Below are 21,323 nucleotides of genomic sequence, written 5' to 3' on the forward strand. Positions count from 1 at the left end.
GATATGCCTAAGATGAAAACTCACAGCAGTCTGAAAGACCGCTTTAAAATTACTGGAACTGGTAAAGTAAAACGTTACAAAGCTTACCGTAACCACTTGCTTTCACACAAATCCGGTCGTCAAAAACGCGTACTTGCTGGCCAACCGCTTATGGCTGCTGGCGACGTTCGTCGTTTGAAACAAGGCCTTGCTAACTTGTAATAATAAGTTCCACCAAATAAGCTAATTCAACCTACAGGAGGTTTCCACTCATGGCAAGAGTTAAAGGCGGATTTGTCCGCACTCGTCGTCGCAAAAAAATTCTAAAGCTAGCTAAAGGTTATTTCGGTTCGAAACATCGTCTGTTTAAAACAGCGAAGGAGCAAGTTGGTAAGTCCCTTATGTACGCTTACCGTGACCGTCGCAACAAAAAACGTGACATCCGCAGACTGTGGATCGTTCGTATTAACGCGGCAGCTCGTATTAACGGACTTTCGTACAATAAATTCATGCACGGCTTGAAACTTGCGGGCGTAGAAGTAAACCGCAAAATTCTTGCTGACCTTGCAGTAAACGATATGGCTTCGTTCAATTCGCTTGCTGGCGTTGCAAAAGAAAAAATTAACGCCTAGGCGTTAACAATATATAAGGGCTGTCCAAGTCATCGATTAGATGATTTTTGGACAGCCCTTTTTTTGCGTAAATGTCGATAATGGTCTCTGATGAAAAGTGAAAATGACTAAAACGACATACGCACATTTATTTTGCAGTGGACAAATAAACAGACGGAAACTGCCCCGAGGGAATATGATGTATGACAACGGGAAAGGAGGGATTTCTCATGCATAACGTTTCCAAGCAACAAGTACGGAAACTGGTCGGCAAGTCCATTTATGCAGTGCGTCCAGACGGTTCGGTCGTTATTGGTAAGCTTGTAAGAGTTCACAATAACAAATTGGTCGTCGTGCCACTTCAAAAAGATAAAGGCAAGCTGGTGCACACGAGTGCAATCTTGCCTCTCGTATTGTTTGACCTTCTTGCAATCGGCACGCTTCCTTTATGGGGAGGCGGATTTGGCGGTGGTTTCGGCGGCGGCAATTGCTGCAACAACAACTTCAATCAGTGTTGCAATGGCGGCTACGGGGGGTACGGAAACCAAGGGTACGGAAACCAAGGGTACAACGGATACAACAATGGTTTTTAATAGCGGTTAAGTAATCATAGCGGGGTGAGCGGCTTTATTAATTCATAGCAGCGAAGCTCAGGATGGTAGTAAACGGTATAGTAACCAAGTTTACTATAAAGATGGTGTGCTTTATCATTTACCTGGTCGACAAACATCCTGGCAATTTTGCAGTTGTGCGTCCTGCCGTAGGCCTCGCTATGAGCTATTAATGTTCTGCCCCATTGCCTATTTCGGTGATCAGGATGAGTGACCATCATATCCAAATAAAGCACCTCGCCCATCACTTCGAAATGAAGGAAGGAGACTGGCGGACTTTTTTTAGAAAGGGATGCTACATAAGTAACACCGCGGCGGAATCGCTTAGGCAGCTCGCGAATAGTCTGGGCGTCATGCTGATGCACCGTATGGGATAAGGGAATAAGCTCGCTGCGAATGAGGCGAATCACTTCGGCTTGATCGAACCTAGGATCATAAATTCGAATCATGTTCATCATTCCATTTCTGCTGCGCCGAATGGAAAGTGACGTAGCATGAATTTGCCGTTTTGGGGCTAAAATAATATATGTAACTAAACGGGGGATTGCGCCTAATACATTTTCTAACAAGAGTTGCGTATGGTTCTTGACGAACGGAGATTCACGGCATATAATAAGGAAAGTCTTATCTACCACGTACTGGTATTCATACCATATGGTAAATATAAAATCAGCATTGATGAGGACGAAGTGCTTAGGGCCCTTTTGAACAGAGAGCGCATGGATTAGCTGCAACCATCGCCAAAATCCCTTTTCTACGAGCTCACCTCGGAGCTGTTTCCTTGAAAAGCAACAACTTATGATGTTGCCTATTAGGGGGAATCGCAGGGCAAGCGTTACAGTGCCATTGGTAGAACGTACATTTATGTCGTTCTTACTTGTAGAGGTTATATATCGGGAGATATATAACGAATTTGGGTGGTACCACGGAAGATATACCTTTCGTCCCTCGTTGCTTCGTATTGAAGCATGAGCGACGAAAGGTTTTTTTGTTTTTTCTGAGAGGAGGATGACTGATGATAACGCAAGGTGCAACACTGAAGTCAAAAGAGGAATTGAAGGAAAGACTCTCGAAGCCCGAGGTTATATCTGGTTCAGAAATTTTGCTTAGAAGTCTATTACTTGAGGGTGTAGATTGTGTGTTCGGCTATCCAGGTGGAGCAGTGTTGTACATTTATGACGCGATGCACGGAAACCCCGATTTCAATCATTTACTAACACGTCACGAGCAAGGAGCAATTCACGCAGCGGACGGCTACGCTCGCGCAAGCGGCAAAGTAGGCGTATGTATCGCTACATCAGGTCCGGGCGCGACAAACCTAGTTACGGGGATTGCAACGGCGTATATGGACTCGGTACCGATGGTTGTTATTACCGGTAATGTCATCTCCAGCCTAATTGGCAGCGATGCATTCCAAGAGGCTGACATTACAGGAATTACAATGCCGATTACGAAACACAGCTACTTGGTTCGCGATGTTGAAGACTTGCCGCGCATTATTCACGAAGCGTTCCATATTGCCAACACTGGACGTAAAGGTCCAGTACTTATAGATATCCCGAAAGACATTTCTGCAGCTAAGACATTGTTCAAGCCGGTTACAGAAGTGAGCATCCGTGGATACAATCCAACGGTAACGCCTAATAAGAATCAAGTTGATAAACTTATTAAAGCGATAGAACAAGCGGAGCGTCCGATCATTCTTGCTGGCGGCGGAGTTGTTTACTCCGGTGGACATGAAGAGCTGTTCGAGTTTGTAACGAAGACTCAAATACCGATTACAACGACTTTGCTTGGTTTGGGAGCTTTCCCAAGCGGAAACGATCTATTCCTAGGCATGCCAGGTATGCACGGCACATATACGGCTAACAAATCGATTCAAAGCGCAGACTTGCTAATTAATATTGGCGCTCGCTTCGACGACCGCGTTACCGGCAAACTTGCTGGTTTTGCTCCACTGGCGAAAATCGTGCACATCGATATCGATCCTGCGGAAATCGGCAAAAACGTTCCAACAGACATCCCAATTGTGGGTGATGTGAAGACGGTACTTGAAATTGTTAATAAGCAAGCGAAACGTGCAGATAAAGCGGACGATTGGCGTGCGAAGCTCAAAGCTTCTTGCGAGCAATATCCGTTCAGCTATAAGGATTCTGATGTTGAACTGAAGCCGCAGTGGGTTGTAGAGCTAATCCATGAGACGACGAATGGCGATGCTATTGTAACGACTGACGTTGGCCAACATCAAATGTGGGCTGCGCAGTATTACAAGTTCAACAAGCCGCGTTCATGGGTTACTTCCGGAGGACTAGGAACGATGGGCTTCGGTTTCCCTTCAGCTATTGGTGCTCAAATGGCGAATCCAGATCGGGTTGTCGTTTCCATTAACGGTGACGGCGGGATGCAAATGTGTGCGCAGGAGCTCGCGATTTGCGCCATTAACAACATTCCGGTTAAGGTAGTAATTATCAACAATCAGGTGCTAGGAATGGTTAGACAGTGGCAGGAGCTTATCTATGATAACCGCTACAGTCATATTGATCTCTCAGGCAGCCCTGACTTCGTTAAGCTGTCAGAGGCTTATGGCGTTAAAGGTTTCCGCGCAACGAATAAAGAAGAAGCGCGTGCCGTATGGGAAGAAGCATTACGCCATCCAGGTCCAGCAGTCGTTGAGTTCGTCGTTCGTAAGGATGAGAACGTGTACCCAATGGTAGCGCAAGGAAGCACCATCGACGAAATGATCATGGGGGATGCGGAATGAAAAAACACACGATCGCAGTAATCGTTAACGATCAGCCCGGCGTTCTACAACGTGTATCAGGATTGTTTGGACGCCGCGGGTTCAATATTGAAAGCATTACCGTTGGTTCCAGTGAAGAAGCTGGCTTGTCGCGTATGGTCATTGTCACTTCGGGTGATGACCATACCCTCGAGCAAGTAACGAAACAATTGTATAAGCTAATTGATGTAATCAAGGTTATTGATCTTAGTTCTAATCCGATGGTTGCACGCGAGCTTGCACTTATTAAAGTCAATGCAGAGCCTGCATCACGTCCAGAAATTCTAGGTGTAGTTGAAACTTTCCGCGCTGCGGTAGTTGATATCGGCACTCATTCGCTTATGGTACAAGTAGTAGGGGATACAGAAAAAATCGATGCGATGGTTGAACTGCTTAAACCATACGGCATTCGTGAACTTTCCCGCACCGGCGTTACGGCATTAAACAGAGGCAACTCCAAGTAGTCATATTACATCATTCAACATCCCGCTTTGAGCGGGAGTTTAAGGGGAGAACCGCTGCTTATGGGTCATTCTCTGCTTAAACACCCGCTCAAAAGGGTCAAATTAAAGGAGGCATTTATTATTATGGCAGTTACAATGTACTATGAAAAAGACGCTGATCAAGGCGTACTACAAGGTAAAACAATCGCAGTTATCGGTTACGGCAGCCAAGGTCATGCACAAGCACAAAACCTTCGCGACAGCGGCTTGAAAGTGGTTATCGGACTTCGTCCTGGTAAATCTGCTGACATTGCAAAGAAAGACGGTTTCGAAGTACTTACAGTAGCTGAAGCAACTAAAGTTGCTGACGTTGTTCAAATCTTGCTTCCTGATGAAACACAAGCGAAAGTTTACAACGACGAAATCGCTCCTAACTTGAAAAAAGGCGCGGCTCTTATGTTCTCACACGGTTTCAACATTCACTACGGACAAATCGTTCCGAGCAAAGATACAGATGTATTCTTGGTAGCTCCAAAATCTCCTGGTCACATGGTTCGCCGTACGTACCAAGAGGGCTTTGGCGTTCCTGGACTAATCGCAATCGAGCAAGATGCTACTGGCAATGCTAAAGCAATTGGTCTTGCATATGCTAAAGGTATCGGCTGTACACGTGCAGGCGTTATCGAAACTTCATTCAAAGAAGAAACAGAGACAGATTTGTTCGGTGAGCAAGCAGTTCTTTGTGGCGGCGCTACAGCACTAGTTAAAGCAGGTTTTGAAACACTTGTTGAAGCTGGCTATGCTCCAGAAATGGCTTACTTTGAGTGCTTGCACGAGCTTAAATTGATCGTTGACATGATGTATGAAGGCGGAATGGCGTCAATGCGCGATTCTATCTCCAACACAGCTGAGTACGGCGATTATGTAACTGGTCCTCGTATCGTTACAGAAGAAACGAAGAAAGAAATGAAACGCGTTTTGGAAGATATCCAATCCGGTCGTTTCGCTCGTGACTTCATCTTGGAAAACCAATCGAACCGTGCAATGCTTACAGCTACTCGCCGTAATGAAGCAGCTCACCCGATTGAGCAAACAGGCGCACAGCTTCGCGAATTGATGCACTGGATCAAGAAGTAATAATAGATAGAATGCATGACGATATCCCGGTTCGCCGGAGCGTTGGACGGAGCGGCTCACGCATCGTCCAATTGCTCTTTAGGCGTGCCGGGATCATTCTGTTCACGGAGGTGCAAGGCACAAATGCGGAAAATTTATGTTTTCGACACAACGCTTCGTGACGGAGAGCAATCTCCTGGTGTAAACCTAAACACGAAGGAAAAGGTAGAGATTGCCCTTCAGCTTGAGAAGCTTGGAGTGGATCGTATGGAGGCTGGTTTTCCAGCTGCGTCTCCTGGCGATCTAGCTGCGGTGAATGCGGTTGCACGTGCAGTAAAAAACGCAACGGTTATTGGTCTTTCACGCTCTCGCGAGCAAGACATTGATGCAGTTCGTGAAGCGCTAATCGGTGCGCAGGATCCGTGCATTCACGTGTTTTTGGCTACCAGCCCTATTCACCGCAAGCACAAGCTTCGGATGGAGAAAGATCAGGTGCTGGAAACGGCAGAGCGTGCGATTCGTTATGCAAAGCAATATTTTGACAAAGTTGAATTCTCAGCAGAGGATGCCGGCCGTACAGAAATTGATTTTCTGTGCCAAGTAGTTGAGATGGCGATCAAAGCGGGAGCAACGGTCGTGAACATTCCGGATACAGTAGGTTATATGAACCCGATGGAATTCGGAAACATTTTCAAAACCTTGAAAGAGAACGTTCCGAATATCGAAAAAATTCAGCTGAGCGCACATTGTCACAATGATCTCGGTATGGCGACTGCAAACTCGCTAGCTGCGATTCTGAATGGTGCGGATCAAATTGAAGGAACGATTAACGGAATCGGAGAGCGCGCAGGCAATACGGCGATCGAAGAGATCGCAATGGCACTTGCTACGCGTCCGGATTACTTTGGCGCTCAAACGACGCTGAATCTGAAGGAGATCGCGAAGACGAGCCGTCTTGTCAGCAAGCTGACTGGTATGGTTGTTCCTGGAAACAAAGCTATTGTTGGTGCTAATGCGTTCGCGCATGAATCGGGTATCCATCAAGATGGTATGTTGAAAGAGAAAACAACCTACGAAATTATTTCACCGGATACAATCGGTCTGAAGGAATCAAAGCTGGTACTCGGCAAGCACTCTGGACGCCATGCGTTCCGTGAAAAGTTGATCGACCTAGGTTATGAGCTTGAGGATGATGCGGTTAATTTTGCATTCGCCAAATTCAAAGATTTGGCTGATCGCAAGAAAACCGTTAGCGATGAGGATATTTTGGCTCTTCTTGAAGAGAAGCTTATTGATACACCGGAAGTTTTCAAGCTAGAGACGATCCAAGTGAGCTATGGCAACCAAACGACGCCAAGCGCTTCTGTTCGGATTCGTACAGCTGAGGGCGAAGTAGTAGATGAAGCCGCAATCGGCAACGGTTCTGTGGATGCGATTTACAACGCTATCGATAAGGTGACGCAAGAAGCTGTTGAGCTTGAAGATTATTCAATCAAATCGGTATCGCAAGGAAAGGATGCTCAAGGCGAGGTACACGTTGTTCTGAAGCAGGATGATGTTTCTGCACAAGGACGCGGACTAAGCACGGATATCCTAGAGGCGAGCGCACGTGCTTATATCGATGCGCTTAACCGACTGATTGAGAAGCGCAAGACGCCAGGTCGCCGTGATAAGATGAGTTTGATTTAGATAGGAATACAAAAAGTCAGTTCGCCAAGGTTTAACCTAATGGCGAGCTGCCTTTTTTTTGTTATTTACATAATATAACTCTCGAATATAGGAATCACACTCTCTCTATAGTTATAGCCTATAAAGTAAATAGAATTTATATCTTGGTAATCATTCGGTTTTTATGGTACAAATGATAATAGAATGAGAATGATGGTGTAGACTTGATTCTTTCAACGGTTTTCAGTAGAAACGTTGCAGGGACAACTATAATCGAAAAAGAGGAGTGTTACATTAATTATGTCAGAAGTTAAAAAAATTGCAGTTATTGCAGGCGACGGTATCGGACCAGAGGTAGTTGGCGAAGCGATTAAAGTACTTAAAAAAACCGAAGAGCTTTATGGCTACAAGTTTGAATTGGAGCATGGTCTTTTCGGAGGTATCGCGATCGACGAGAAAGGCACTCCATTGCCGCAAGAAACACTTGAGCTTTGCAAAGGCGCTGACGCGGTATTGCTTGGCGCAGTAGGCGGTCCAAAATGGGACAACAACTCTAAAGACCTTCGTCCAGAAACAGGCTTGCTCGGCATTCGCAAAGCACTTGGCCTGTTCTCGAACATTCGTCCAGCAACGGTGTTTGATTGCTTGAAAGATGCTTCGACTTTGAAGCCGGAAGTTCTTGAAGGCACAGACCTTATCGTTGTTCGTGAATTGACTGGCGGTATTTACTTTGGTGAGAAATTCCGTCGTGAAGGTGCTGGCGGCGAAGAAGCGGTTGATACTTGCGTATACAACGTGCAAGAAATAGAACGCATCGTACGTCAAGCATTTGATATCGCGATGACTCGCGGTAAACGTCTAGCTTCTGTAGACAAAGCCAACGTTCTTGAGACATCTCGTCTATGGCGTGAGGTTGTAAACCGGATCGCACCAGAATACCCTGAGGTTGAGCTGGAGCACGTGCTTGTCGATAACTGTGCAATGCAATTGCTTCGTCGTCCTTCAAGCTTCGATGTCATCGTAACTGAAAATATGTTTGGCGACATTCTAAGCGATGAAGCTGCAATGTTGACGGGTTCAATCGGTATGCTCTCATCTGCTTCACTAGGTGAAGGAAGCTTTGGATTGTACGAGCCGGTACATGGTTCTGCACCTGACATCGCAGGACAAGGCATCTCCAATCCAATTGCAACAATTCTATCCGTAGCGCTTATGTTCCGCCTTACATTCGGATATCACGAAGCTGCTGCAGCAATTGAAGCAGCAGTGAAAGAAGTACTTGATGCAGGCCACCGTACAGGCGACATCGCTGTTGATAAGAGCCAAGCGATTGGAACAACAGAAATGGGCGATTTGATCGTAGCTGCTCTAAAAAAATAATCCTTAGATTATAATTATTATAAATTAACAATAACTATAATATTGACTTCGTTATAAACTAGTGATAGTATTTACTAGGTAAGTCACACAGATAAAGTGACATTAACAATAAAATTTATGGTTAACACAAGGAGGATTTCTATTATGGCAGAACGTTTGGTAGGTCGTCAGGCCCCTGATTTTTCAATGGAAACAGCAACAGGTGACGGTAAAGATTTCGGAACAGCTTCACTTGCAGATTACAAAGGCAAATGGTTGGTATTGTTCTTCTACCCACTAGATTTCACATTTGTTTGTCCAACTGAAATTACTGCTTTGAGCATGGCTGCAGCTGAGTTCAAAAGCTTGAACACTGAAATTCTTGGTGTCAGCATCGATAGCAAACATAGTCACCGTGCATGGATCAACACGCCGGTTAACGATAACGGTCTAGGTCAACTAGAATTCCCACTTGCAGCAGATATTACGAAAAGCGTAGCTCGTGACTACGGTGTATTGATTGAAGAAGAAGGTATCGCTCTTCGCGGCCTATTCATCATCAATCCAGAAGGCGAAGTACAATATCAAGTTGTTAACCACAACAACGTTGGCCGCAGCGTAGATGAAACTCTTCGCGTATTGCAAGCTTTGCAATCCGGTGGTCTTTGCCCAATCAACTGGAAACCAGGTCAACAAACTTTGGTATCGAAATAATATTTCGTATCGCAGTATTACAAAACCCGTGCCATTTAATGGTGCGGGTTTTGTTTTTATTTAGGCAGCTGCATGGATAATGTGAAGTGAAAGCAGGAATTTCGTCCATGCAGAGCGAATAAGGTATACTTAGCGACAAATATTAATAAATAAGAGGTTTGCATACGCAAACCTCAGATGATGCTTACGAAGTAGGGTTTGCATACGCAAACCTCAGTTGATGCTTACGAAGTAAGGTTTGCATACGCAAACCTAAGATGATGCTTACGAAGATAGGTTTGCATTCGCAAACCTTTGAGGAGGAGTCGTCAATGAGTTTTTGCTGTGGAGCTAGTATGATTGGAACACAGGGTACTTTAAAGCATATTAGGACACATATTCACAATGTGCCCATTATGTTTTGCCCTGTATGTCACCGTGTTGATATTCATTATTTAATTGAAAATGAATACGAAATATTAGCCGAATATGCGCATGGCGACGGTGCTGCTGAAGTAGATTTTCAGGAGTACGTAGAGCAAGAAGGCAAGGCGCTGCTTGAAAATTGCGTCAACCATGAGAATGAAGATCCAATGGATGTTGTGCTCAGTCAAATCGATATGGCGCTCGATTTGCTTAGCTTCGCTAAGCAGATTGAGGATACGGAATGGCAGCTTGTACTCAAGAAGCGTCTGGGGATGCTCAACAACAGAAGGAATAAGCTCCGTCAACGCCGTACTTCCGTTTAGTTTTTTAAACATGAATGGTGAGCCTCCTTCCAGGGGGCTTTTCTTTTTTTAAATAAATGAAGATTTTCTCAGAATGTACCCCCCGAAACCAGATAGACATAAACGAATCATACTAATAGTGAGGTGGAGCGGTTGTTACTTGTTCTGTTCAAACGCTTTCTGCGGAAGTCTACTTCTGCCATAGCTGCGGATGATGAGCAGAAGCTCACTCCCGAACAATGGGTTGCTTATATTCGCGAAGGTGACGATCTGCTTCGTGAGCAGTTCATAGCAGACTACAAACCTTATATCATGAAAGTAACAAGCCGATTTTGCAAACGGTATATAGATCCGAACCGAGATGATGAATTCAGTATAGCGCTGCTCGCTTTTAACGAAGCCATTAATCAGTTTGCTAGCCATGCTGGAAAATCATTCCTCGGATTCGCTGAAACCGTGATTCGTCGTCGGCTTATTGACCATGTCCGGAAAGAACAAAGGCATTCTCAAGTCGTACCTTATAGCATGTTCGATGCAGAGGACGAGGAACAGCCTCAATATAATTCAGTCGAGACAAGACAAGCGATGACGGCTTTTGAAAGGAATCGGACAGAGGACGAAAGAAGGCTGGAAATTACAGAGCTTAATCAGGAGCTTATGAAATTCGGCATTTCATTTGCTGAATTGGTGGAAAATTCTCCTAAGCATAATGACTCGAGAAAGCTGTTGATTGGGATTGCCCATACACTTGTAAGTGAAACGAATTTGTTAGATTCATTAAGGCAAACGAATAAGCTTGCTGTAAAAGAGCTAACCGAAATGTGCGGTGTTTCCCGCAAAACGGTGGAGAGAAACCGGAAATATATTATCGCTATTGCTCTTATTATTTCTGGTGCATATCCTTTCATGCATGATTATTTACATATATCCGGTGCAAGTTTAGATGAAAAAAAGGAGGCGAGCGAATGAAGCGTGGAGTCGTTATGAGCATTCATAAGAAATATGCAGTTGTGATGACGGCGGACGGTCAATTTTTGCAAGCTCCTATTCATGTATCTGCACAGATTGGTGAAGAAATTACGTTTGAAGATGAGTACAAGATACGACGCACCATGCGGCCAGTCTATTGGTATGGCAGTGCTGCTGCCCTTATTTTGATATTATTTGTGCCGCTTTTCTTCTTTATGCAGCGAGACTCACAGTCGGTAGTTGCCTATGTAAGCATAGATATTAATCCAAGCGTAGAGCTAGGCGTGGATGAAAAAGAGAAGGTACGTGAGCTTCGTGCTCTAAACGAAGATGGAGAAATAATAATTAAAGGACTTGCTTATGAGGGGATTCACGTAGAAGAGGTGGCTGCTTCTGTTTTGGAGAGGGCTAAAGGCTCACATTATCTCGACACACCAAATAAAGATATTTTCATAACAAGTGTGGTGTTAAACGACAATTTTGCAATTAAAGGCGATTATGAGCATATTTTGACGGGAAAAGTCGACGAGAAGCTTAAGTTTTTACTCACTCAACTGGAGGCAGAAGCGACAAGCGCTTCGATTACGACATTATCGCTACCAACTGAGGTGCGTGAGCAAGCAGCTGAAAATGGCATATCCTCAGGTAAAATGGCCGTGTATTTGATGGCAAAAGATGAAGGCTACAATCTCGAATTGGAGCAGTTAAAGCAGCAATCCATTGATAAGGTAACGGAACCGATTGGCGGATTGAAGAAGATTGTAGATGATGCAAAGGATACGAGTAAAGAAAAGCTGAAGGAGCTTGCCGTGAAGGAGAAAGCAGAGAAGGCGAAGCAGCAAAAAGGCGATAAAAAACCAAATGCGAATAAACCGGCCGCGACTCCAAATACGAATAAGCCCGTTAAAGTAGAGAAGCCAAAAAATCCTGTTATTAATGGTGTAAATAATTGGAAAAACTCGGATAAGCCTAATAAAAACGGGACGTGGAACAACTGGCCGATTAGAACTCCCGGTAGTCCGAATAAGCCAGATCAACCAAACCGGCCGAACGTGGACAGATACGATAACGATAAAGAAGATCAAGACAAAGATAAAGACAAAGAAAAAGACAAAGATAAAGACAAAGATAAAGATAAAGATAAAGACATAGACAAGGAAAATGATCGAAATCGTGATCAGAACGATGACAACGATGATCGTGAAGACAGCTGGAAGCAAGATCGTGATAATAATGATCGTTATAAAGACCGTAATTATAACAGTAACGAAGATCGAAGAGATCGGGATAATCAAAGCTGGAACGATCGATACAGTGATAAGAAGAATAAAGATGGTAAGGTGAATTGGGATAATAGTCATGAAAGCAATCATAATGACTAACAATCATATTAGATTCACAAAAAATGGGGGGATTGGATTGAGGCAGACTAAAGTCCTACATGACAAATGGAATGACTTGCTGCCTACTTCCGATACATAATTCGACAGGATTTCCGATTGACAGCGATTGTAAACTCCCCCTATGATTAGTAATAACTGTAACCGTTATTTATATAGATATTGCCGGGGAGGAGTACATGATGTTGGCCATTCGAAAGCGCTATTTCCCGGCGCTTGCCGAGTATATACGAAGTGGTAAGGAAGTATCATTATTCCATGCTAACGAGCTTGGCAAGGAGCTTTACGGAATTAATCCAGAAGAGATTATTGCCGTTCATGAGGAGTGCATTCAGTCTTTAGCCGCAAATGTGGACTCAGAGGAAGCTGTAAGATTATATAATCGTTCCTTTGTTTTCTTGATGGAAATCATGGTTGCATGCCGTTTCCGTTTACAGCCCGAACGCTCAACGGAGCAGAAATTTTCTGAAATGCGGGAAATGCTTTTTAGGTCCAATCGCTCCTTTGAAAGGGTCAAGAATAAGTATGAAAATGTATTGCAGCACATGGATAGCGGAATCGCATTGTTTGATAGCGATGGAATTTTATCGTTTATTAATGTCCAAATGGCCAAGCTGCTCGACATTCCTAGAAAAACATTGATTGGTTGTAACATAAAGGAGATTTTAAGGCATCCTAGGCTTACAAGCAGCACGAAACGTACTGTTCTCAGGCTTTATAAAGAAATGTTTCTGATGCATAGTCGGTATTATGAGTTCCAACACAAAGACGGTAAACATCTATTGGTAACGGTTACATACGGTGATCAGTTAGACGGTGATTTTTTAATTAGCGTCAAGGATGTCTCGGAGTACAAGCAAATCGAGCAAACAGCTTTGCAAAATGACAAGCTTGCCATGCTTGGGAAAATTGCTGCTGCGATTGCACATGAAATACGCAATCCTTTAACGAGCATCCGCGGTTTTATTCAATTGCTTCGGCCTTATTTGCTGGAAGTCGGCAAGGAAGAGTACGCACGAATTATTTTGACGGAAATTGACCGGGCTAATGATATCATTTATGAATTTCTAAACTCGTCCAAGCCATCGGCACCAATGAAACAATTGGTGTCTATCGACCATTTAATTAAAGAAGTTGTGCTCCTCACTGAAAGCGAAGCATTAATGCGGAATTGTGAGATCAAAGCAGAGTGCTACTGCTCAGAGCATCTCGTTTCCATTGATGTAAAACAGGTGAAGCAAGTAATTTTGAACATTATTAAAAATTCATTAGATGCGATTGAAGAGGTTCAAAATGAGCGAAGAGGTCTGATTGATATCGTTACGCGCGGAAATGGTCAATTTGCCGAAATTGTTATTAAAGATAATGGAAAAGGCATGGACAAAGCGACAATGAGCAGACTATTCGATCCCTTTTTTACAACGAAGCAGTCTGGTACAGGGCTTGGCTTGTCGGTAAGCTATCGAATCGTTCGTAATCATAACGGTACGATTCGAGTCGATAGCCAATCAGGAATTGGAACTGAATTTATCATTACTTTACCGTTAGCATAATAGAGAATACAGAATAATAGGCATATACGAAATGAATTAAATGCTCTCTTCCCTATCAGGGGCGGGGAGTTTTTACTTTATCATCCAAGGTTTGAATAATCGACAAGTCAAAAATTATTATCATGGAAATGTCGTGGGAGCTTAGGTATAATGAGTTTGAAAAAAGAGATTAAATTATTTCAAATTGAATGGATACAGAAGGATAGATCCATGTAGAAAGCGAGGATAACATGATGAATGTTCAATTTACATACGGGGTTCGTGGTTCTGATCAAGCGATTGTGGATGCAGTTATTCGGTTTGTTAGCAAAAAAGAGCTGATTCAGGGAGGCGCTATTACCCCTATTGTGCAGCCGCAGATCGATGAAGCGATAAGAGGGCTTTATGCAAAGAGCTTGTTTAAAGCGGAACCGGAGCAAACGGAAGTTATGTCGACATTGGGACTGTACCCTGCTTCGCATATTGTTTTCGTGGGGCTTGAGCAAGAAGGTGGATCAACAAGCCTGCGCTTGGCTGCTTCTGCTGCTGCGAAGGCGTTGAAAAAATTGCATGCAGAGACAGTTCAGGTTTTGCTTTCGGAAGCTTTACTTGAGGGGCCTGCTGCAAAGATTGGAGCCGAGTCTTCGGCACAAGCGTTGACGGAGGGCTTGCTGCTCGCGCTTCATGATCGTCAACCATTAAAGCGTGAGAAAAATGAACGCTTCGCGCTGAAAGAGGTTGCTTTTGTACCGCAGGATGCAGCTGTCGCAGCAGATGAAGCTGCGTTATGGAAGAAAGGGATAGAACTCGGGAAGCTGTACGTTGAAGGGGTTAGCTTAGCTCGTGATTTAACCAATTTACCAGGTAATGATCTTACTCCTGAACGTTTGGCACATCACGCTGAGGAGCTGGCGCGTGAGCTTGATTTGGAAATCGAAGTTATTGACGAGTGGAGTGCGGCTGAGCAGCAGATGGGCGGCTTGTTAGGTGTCGGTCAAGGAAGCATAAATCCGCCGCGCATGATCGTTATTCATTATAAAGGTGATCCGAATTCAGAAGAGACATGGGGATTAATCGGTAAAGGAATTACGTTTGATACAGGAGGTATTTCCTTAAAGCGAGCGGACGGCATGCAGGAAATGATCTCGGATATGGGCGGCGCAGCTGCCGTTCTTGGCGCGATTCGAGTAATCGGTGAGCTGAAGCCTGCGATCAATGTCATCGCAGTCATCCCTACAGCTGAGAATATGCCATCTGATCGTGCAATTAAGCCGGGGGATGTATTGCGTATGATGAGCGGCCATACGGTTGAAGTTGTGAACACGGATGCGGAAGGAAGATTAGTACTTGCAGACGGTCTTACGACTGCAATTACAAGGGGCGCAACGAAGCTGATTGACGTCGCAACATTGACGGGAGCGGTCTCCGTTGCTTTGGGTACCCAAGCGACAGGCGCAGTTACAAATAATGATGCTCTTTACAAGCAAGTACAGTCAGCTTCTGAGAGATCAGGCGAGCGAATCTGGCTGCTTCCATCCTATCCGGAGTATAAGAAGCAAATTAAGAGTGATGCAGCAGATTTAAAAAACAGCGGAGGCCGACATGCTGGAACGATTACCGGTGGACTGTTCATCGGACATTTTGCTGAGGGATTGCCTTGGGTTCACTTAGATATTGCTGGAACAGCTTGGCTTGATTCGAGCAGAGGCTGGGAGCCTAAAGGAGCTACCGGCGTAATGGTACGAACTTTAGTTGAATTGATCGTACGTCACGAGTAGGCAGAAGGAAGAAAGTCTGAGCAGCAACAAGCTCTGCATTGTGCTGTTATGGACGGTATACTTGCGAAGGTGAATTGGATTTTATTCGGAGGTCCGCTGCTTACAGCGTACCTCCTTTTTTTGCAGCAATTTGGATTTACAAGCAGGTCCAGAAAGAGTGCGAAATATATAAGCGCAAGCACGAAAATACATAGTGGAATAGGGGTATACTAATATGCATGCCATTAGTAGAAGGAAAAATGATTTATTAGCTTATCGGCCGCCAGCAACTATGGATACGGATGCGCTGAATCATTACTGGGAGGACGTATTAGCCAGCTATGAAGAGAGGCCTCTTGATCTGATGAGAGAAACGCTTGATACGCCAATGACAACGGTAAGGACAGAGCGTCTAACCTATAAGGGCGGCGATGAAACGCCGATTCACGGCTTATATATCGTGCCGGAGCGGGGACTATCTGGTGAGAAGCTCCCTTGTGTCGTCATTTATCAAGGCTATACATGCGATAAAGGGCTGCCAGAGCGTTACGCCGCTTGGCTGCTGCTTGGTTATGCTGTTTTTGCAGTCGATGCGCGGGGACAAGGCGGAGAGACCGGAAACCTGCTAACGTCAGAGGAGGGCTCGATTAAAGGCTGGATTACGCAGGGAATTGCCAGTATAGAGAGCAGTTATTATAAGGCGATTACGATGGATGCAGTTAGAGCAGTAGATGTAGTCGCACTTCAAGAGGAAGTGGACGCTTCACGAATTGCGGTTATTGGCGCAAGTCAAGGCGGAGGACTGGCTTTACTTGCAGCTTCACTCCATTCGAAGGTAAGCGCAGTCGTCGCTGATATCCCAAATATGTGCCATTTGGACTTTGGTATTATGAATTCAACAGGCTCGCTTACGGAAATTGCACAATATATTAAGCGATATCCTGCGCGGTTAAACGATGTGCTTTCAACACTTGCCCATTTCGATATATTGAATTTGGCAGAGCGTATTAAAGCTCCGGTCATGATGTCGGCAGGCTGGAAGGATACAATTTGTATGCCTGAGACGATTTACGCTGTATATAATCGGATTCGAGCGCCTAAACAGCTAAATGATTATCCTTTTTCGGGTCATGAGGTGAGTGAATATCAGACGCGAGAGGCCATTTTATTTTTACAAGAAGCGTTAAAAAAGCCGGAATGATGGAAATTGGCTTAATCGAGTGAAAATAGCTGGATTGATGCTCAAATATTTGTCCAAGGAAGTCAATCGATGCTCGAAATGGATGATATCGATGCCAATATGGTTATGGATGGGGAGCGTACTATGTACTAAAATGTATATGAGCTATAAATATGTAACCTTGACACGTCTTTATTTTTGTTCTTTTCCCTTTAATGATAAGGGATTAGCTTTGCTTGATCATTTGTGAAAACGATTCAAGCAAGTGCAATTTGGCGAGCATGTATGGCGAGCATCGCCTTAGAAAATAATAGGATGGCAATGAATAGAGAGGGTGGAATTTTCTGCAATGAGCAACCATGATGAGCGAAATTATTCGCCTTGGCAAAGCTACTATGGCCCCAACCTTGGGTATGTGCAGGAGCAATACGAACGTTTCTTAACTGATCCTGACTCCGTCGAGTCAACTGTTCGTGAGCTGTTTGTACGATTCGGGGAACCTCCGGCTACATTACTGGGAGATACACCGAGCCTTACGGCTAAGCCAAGCGAGCAAAAGGCTGCATCACATGCAGCAGCACCTGGTCCGATTGATTCAAATATGTTGAAAAAGGTTGTCGCTGCGCATCAGCTAATGCTGAACATACGCAGATACGGCCATTTAGCTGCAGATATTGATCCGCTCGGCTTCAGCGCTGCTGCTGATACAAAGCTGCTTGAGCCAGAAACTTTCGGACTTACGCAAGCAGATTTGACTTCTATTCCGGCATCGCTTATTTGGGACAATGCGCCAGCATCGATCTCGAACGGCTGGGAAGCTATCAATCGCTTGAGAGAAATTTATACCCGTTCTGCTGCGTATGAATTTACACATATTCATGACGAAAGTGAACGTAATTGGCTAAATAAACAGGCGGAATCAGGTAGTTTCCCTGCACCGTTATCTGCAAGAGAACGTTCGGCGCTGCTTGAGCGTCTAATGGAAGTTGAGTATTTCGAGAACTTCCTGCACCGTACTTTTGTTGGTCAAAAACGCTTCTCGATCGAGGGCGTTGATATGCTCGTGCCAGTACTCGATGAAATCGTCCGTGCCGTCGCGCATGATGGCGCGAATCATATTCTGATGGGTATGGCTCATCGCGGCCGCCTAAATGTATTGACGCATGTTCTTGGCAAACCATATGAGAAAATTTTCTCCGAGTTCCACCATGCGCCTAATAAAGAGCTTATTCCGTCTGAAGGGTCTATGGGCCTTAATTATGGCTGGACTGGCGACGTGAAATATCATCTAGGGGCAGACAGAGCTGTTAAGGAAGGCGAGACGGTTCGTGCGAATTTAACGCTGGCTAACAACCCAAGTCACCTAGAGTTCGTTAATCCGGTAGTTGAAGGCTTCACGCGCGCTGCCCAAGAGGATCGTACTAAGCCTGGTATGCCTACACAAGATCCATCGAAAGCAGTTACGATTGCCGTTCATGGCGACGCGGCATTCATTGGCGAAGGAATTGTTGCTGAGACGCTCAATTTCAACAAGCTGAAAGGCTACCACAATGGCGGTACGCTGCACATTATTGCGAACAATCGCCTTGGCTTTACGACAAATAGCATTGATTCACGTTCGACGCATTACGCAAGTGATCTTGCGAAAGGCTTCGATATTCCTATCGTACACGTAAATGCGGATGAGCCTGAGGCTTGCTTGGCAGCAGTGCGCCTAGCTTGTGAATATCGTCTCCGCTACAATAAAGGTTTTGTTATCGATTTGATCGGTTACCGCCGTTTCGGTCATAATGAAATGGACGATCCAGAAGTAACACAGCCGCTAATGTATACAAAAGTTCGCAATCATCCGACTGTAAGTGTTCTTTATAGTGAGCAGCTAAAAGGTGAGAAAGCGATCACTGAAGAACAAATCGAGACATTGCGTCAGCGTACGAACGCTAAGCTGCAAGCGGCTTACGATGCAATGAAAGCGAAAGAAAGTCAGCCGAAGCTTCGCGGAGAAGAAAGTAAATCAGTGCTTCCTGCTAACGAAGATGTACGTACAGCTGTGCCTCTTGAGACCCTTCGCGAGATTAACCTGGAACTGCTTAACCGTCCAGAAGGCTTCACTGAATATACGAAGCTTCAACGTATTTTGCAGCGCAGAGCCTCAGCGTTGAACGATGGGGAGAAGGTTGACTGGGCACATGCTGAGACGCTTGCATTTGCAACGATTCTTGCAGACGGTACGCCAATCCGTTTAAGCGGTCAGGATTCAGAGCGCGGTACGTTTGCACATCGACATATCGTACTTAATGATAATGCTAATGCAGCGAAGTTCTCACCGCTGCACATGTTGCCGCAAGCGAAGGCTTCCTTTGCTGTTCATAACAGCCCATTGTCGGAAACGGCAGTACTCGGTTTTGAATATGGCTATAACGTATTTGCTCCTGAAACTTTCGTTATTTGGGAAGCGCAGTACGGTGACTTCGCTAACGTTGCACAAGTTATTTTTGACCAATTTATATCGGCTGGCCGCGCGAAATGGTCGCAAAAATCAGGAGTTACGATTTTGCTGCCGCATGGCTATGAAGGACAAGGACCAGAGCATTCCAGCGCAAGGCTGGAGCGTTTCCTTCAGCTTTCAGCTGATAACAACTGGACGGTTGCGAACCTTACATCGTCCGCACAGTATTTCCACTTGCTGCGCAAGCAAGCAGCGTCGCTTGGTACAGAGCAGGTTCGTCCGCTCGTGTTAATGGCGCCTAAGAGCTTGATCCGTAATCCTCGTGTTGCGTCTCATGGTGTTGCGTTCAGCGAGGGCTCATTCAAGCCGGTGCTTCCGCAATTCAAGCTGACAGAGCCGAAGGAACAGAAGGATAAAGTAAAACGTTTGCTGCTATGCACAGGTAAAGTAGCAATCGATATTGAAGAAGCACTTGCTTCCACAAATGCTGAGGATTACGAATGGCTGCGCGTAGCAAGAGTTGAGCAGCTGTATCCATTCCCTCATGCGGAGATCGAACGTATTGTGAAGCAATTCGATAAGCTGGAAGAAATCGTATGGGTACAAGAAGAGCCGCAAAACATGGGCTCATGGAGCTTCATGGAGCCGCGTCTTCGTGCGTTGGCACCTAAGAAGGCAGCCGTTCGTTACGTCGGCAGACCAGATCGCTCAAGTACTGCAAGCGGACACCAAGAAGTACATGCTGCAGAACAAAAATGGATTATCTCGACAGCTTTGAACGGCAAACCAGTTGAAACAAGTTTGATAAGGGGGTAGTGACTAATGGCTGAAATTATAGTACCAGAATTAGGCGAGTCCATATCAGAAGGCACGATTACCAAATGGTTCGTGAAGGAAGGCGACTCCGTCAATCAAGGAGATGTCCTACTAGAGCTAGAAACCGATAAGGTTAACATTGAAATTAGCGCAGACAATAGCGGTGTTGTATCTCGCATCGCTAAGCAAGACGGAGATGTGGTGCTCGTAGGTGAAGCAATCGGTTCAATCGGCGAAGGAGCGGGCGGTGCGGCAGCACCTTCTGCTCCAGCTGCTGAGCCAGCTCCGGTTGCCGCTCCTGCGGCGCCAGCAGCTGCAGCAACGCCTGTTGCACCTGTTGCAGCTGTTGCCTCTTCTGCAAGCGAAAGTGCAGCATTGATTAATGCTTCACCAGCAGCTCGTAAACGCGCGCGTGAGCAAGGGATTGATCTATCGCAAGCGCAAGGACAAGCTCCTGCACCTGCAGTAGCTACACCGGTTAAATCAGCTCCGCTTACACATTCAGAGCCTGCTAACGCAAACAAAGATGTGAAGCCGACTGAGCGTAAACGGATGTCGCGTCGTCGGGCTACAATTGCTAACCGCCTTGTTGAAGCACAACGTACAGCTGCGATGCTGACGACATTCAACGAAGTTGACATGACTGCTATTCTTGATTTGCGCAAACGCCGCAAACAAGCTTTCTTTGAGAAAAATGATGTGAATCTTGGTTTTATGTCATTCTTTACGAAAGCAGTAGTTGGTGCGCTTAAAGCTTTCCCGCTGCTTAACGCAGAAATTGATGGCGAAGACATTGTTACGAAAAAATTCTATGATATCGGCATTGCTGTATCGGCTAAAGAAGGACTCGTTGTTCCAGTCGTTCGTGATGCAGATCGTCTAAGCTTTGCTGAAATCGAGAAAAACATCGTTGAGCTTGCAGGTAAAGCAAGATCGAACACACTTGCGATTTCTGATCTGCAAGGCGGCAGCTTTACAATTACGAACGGCGGCGTATTCGGCTCCCTATTGTCGACGCCAATTCTTAATGCACCGCAAGTTGGAATTCTAGGCATGCACAAAATCCAAATTCGTCCGGTAGCTATCGATGACGTTCGTATGGAAAATCGTCCGATGATGTATCTTGCATTATCCTATGATCACCGTATCGTAGACGGCAGCGAAGCTGTGCGCTTCCTCGTGACGGTTAAGGCGCTTCTAGAAGATCCAGAAGCACTTCTTCTCGAAGGTTAA

The 21,323-nt window shown here is 45.2% G+C and carries 18 protein-coding genes; 17 read left to right on the top strand and 1 reads right to left on the bottom strand.

Features of this window, described 5'->3' with window-relative positions; genetic code table 11:
* Positions 1 to 3: 3 nt before the first annotated feature.
* The 3 genes from rpmI to AC0YN6_RS09075 all read left to right on the top strand — a co-directional run bounded on the left by rpmI (position 4) and on the right by AC0YN6_RS09075 (position 1,183).
* Positions 4 to 201, top strand: coding sequence for a 50S ribosomal protein L35 (gene rpmI / locus AC0YN6_RS09065; protein WP_076268012.1), 198 nt, complete (start codon positions 4 to 6; stop codon positions 199 to 201).
* A 50-nt stretch (positions 202 to 251) separates the two neighbouring features.
* A complete protein-coding gene (gene rplT / locus AC0YN6_RS09070) occupies positions 252 to 611 on the top strand; it encodes a 50S ribosomal protein L20 (protein WP_475746442.1) in 360 nt (119 codons plus the stop codon).
* Positions 612 to 820: 209 nt separating this feature from the next.
* Complete coding sequence (locus AC0YN6_RS09075) at positions 821 to 1,183, top strand: hypothetical protein (RefSeq protein ID WP_475746443.1); 363 nt, start codon at positions 821 to 823, stop codon at positions 1,181 to 1,183.
* 14 nt (positions 1,184 to 1,197) lie between these two features.
* Here the strand turns inward: AC0YN6_RS09075 and AC0YN6_RS09080 are convergent, their stop codons facing one another.
* Positions 1,198 to 1,659 carry a GNAT family N-acetyltransferase gene (locus AC0YN6_RS09080; protein ID WP_475746444.1) on the bottom strand — a complete coding sequence of 154 codons (462 nt, stop codon included), beginning with the start codon at positions 1,657 to 1,659 and terminating at the stop codon, positions 1,198 to 1,200.
* Positions 1,660 to 2,216: 557 nt separating this feature from the next.
* Between AC0YN6_RS09080 and ilvB the strand changes: the two genes are divergently transcribed.
* The 14 genes from ilvB to odhB all read left to right on the top strand — a co-directional run bounded on the left by ilvB (position 2,217) and on the right by odhB (position 21,323).
* On the top strand, positions 2,217 to 3,962 hold the full coding sequence (gene ilvB / locus AC0YN6_RS09085; RefSeq protein WP_475746445.1) for a biosynthetic-type acetolactate synthase large subunit: 1,746 nt from the start codon (positions 2,217 to 2,219) through the stop codon (positions 3,960 to 3,962).
* Entirely contained in the window at positions 3,959 to 4,444 is a 486-nt protein-coding gene (ilvN, locus tag AC0YN6_RS09090; RefSeq protein WP_054028363.1) for an acetolactate synthase small subunit, read from the top strand. Before ilvB ends, ilvN begins: the two co-directional genes overlap by 4 nt.
* A 123-nt stretch (positions 4,445 to 4,567) precedes the next feature.
* The gene (gene ilvC, locus AC0YN6_RS09095; protein ID WP_475746446.1) at positions 4,568 to 5,560 is read left to right on the top strand and encodes a ketol-acid reductoisomerase; all 993 of its coding nucleotides are present in this window, start codon (positions 4,568 to 4,570) and stop codon (positions 5,558 to 5,560) included.
* Positions 5,561 to 5,683: 123 nt separating this feature from the next.
* A complete protein-coding gene (locus AC0YN6_RS09100; RefSeq protein WP_475746447.1) occupies positions 5,684 to 7,228 on the top strand; it encodes a 2-isopropylmalate synthase in 1,545 nt (514 codons plus the stop codon).
* Between the two features lie 279 nt (positions 7,229 to 7,507).
* Entirely contained in the window at positions 7,508 to 8,587 is a 1,080-nt protein-coding gene (gene leuB / locus AC0YN6_RS09105) for a 3-isopropylmalate dehydrogenase (protein WP_475746449.1), read from the top strand.
* Positions 8,588 to 8,731: 144 nt separating this feature from the next.
* Positions 8,732 to 9,280 (top strand): peroxiredoxin, encoded by a 549-nt coding sequence (locus AC0YN6_RS09110; protein WP_076268005.1) that lies wholly within the window; start codon positions 8,732 to 8,734, stop codon positions 9,278 to 9,280.
* Between the two features lie 311 nt (positions 9,281 to 9,591).
* Positions 9,592 to 10,008, top strand: a complete 417-nt coding sequence (locus AC0YN6_RS09115) for a hypothetical protein (RefSeq protein ID WP_475746450.1) — start codon at positions 9,592 to 9,594, stop codon at positions 10,006 to 10,008.
* 123 nt (positions 10,009 to 10,131) lie between these two features.
* Positions 10,132 to 10,956: an RNA polymerase sigma factor SigI gene (sigI, locus tag AC0YN6_RS09120; RefSeq protein ID WP_475746451.1), complete on the top strand. Its 825-nt coding sequence runs from the start codon at positions 10,132 to 10,134 to the stop codon at positions 10,954 to 10,956.
* A complete protein-coding gene (locus tag AC0YN6_RS09125) occupies positions 10,953 to 12,338 on the top strand; it encodes an anti-sigma factor domain-containing protein (RefSeq protein ID WP_475746452.1) in 1,386 nt (461 codons plus the stop codon). Before sigI ends, AC0YN6_RS09125 begins: the two co-directional genes overlap by 4 nt.
* A gap of 200 nt (positions 12,339 to 12,538) precedes the next feature.
* Positions 12,539 to 13,909: an ATP-binding protein gene (locus AC0YN6_RS09130; RefSeq protein ID WP_475746851.1), complete on the top strand. Its 1,371-nt coding sequence runs from the start codon at positions 12,539 to 12,541 to the stop codon at positions 13,907 to 13,909.
* A 230-nt stretch (positions 13,910 to 14,139) separates the two neighbouring features.
* Positions 14,140 to 15,666, top strand: coding sequence for a leucyl aminopeptidase (locus AC0YN6_RS09135; RefSeq protein ID WP_475746453.1), 1,527 nt, complete (start codon positions 14,140 to 14,142; stop codon positions 15,664 to 15,666).
* Between the two features lie 214 nt (positions 15,667 to 15,880).
* On the top strand, positions 15,881 to 16,846 hold the full coding sequence (locus AC0YN6_RS09140) for an acetylxylan esterase (RefSeq protein ID WP_475746454.1): 966 nt from the start codon (positions 15,881 to 15,883) through the stop codon (positions 16,844 to 16,846).
* Between the two features lie 328 nt (positions 16,847 to 17,174).
* Positions 17,175 to 20,090, top strand: a complete 2,916-nt coding sequence (locus AC0YN6_RS09145; protein ID WP_475746455.1) for a 2-oxoglutarate dehydrogenase E1 component — start codon at positions 17,175 to 17,177, stop codon at positions 20,088 to 20,090.
* 6 nt (positions 20,091 to 20,096) lie between these two features.
* Positions 20,097 to 21,323: a 2-oxoglutarate dehydrogenase complex dihydrolipoyllysine-residue succinyltransferase gene (gene odhB, locus AC0YN6_RS09150; protein ID WP_475746456.1), complete on the top strand. Its 1,227-nt coding sequence runs from the start codon at positions 20,097 to 20,099 to the stop codon at positions 21,321 to 21,323.

The organism is Paenibacillus sp. J22P15 (genome assembly GCF_056269345.1).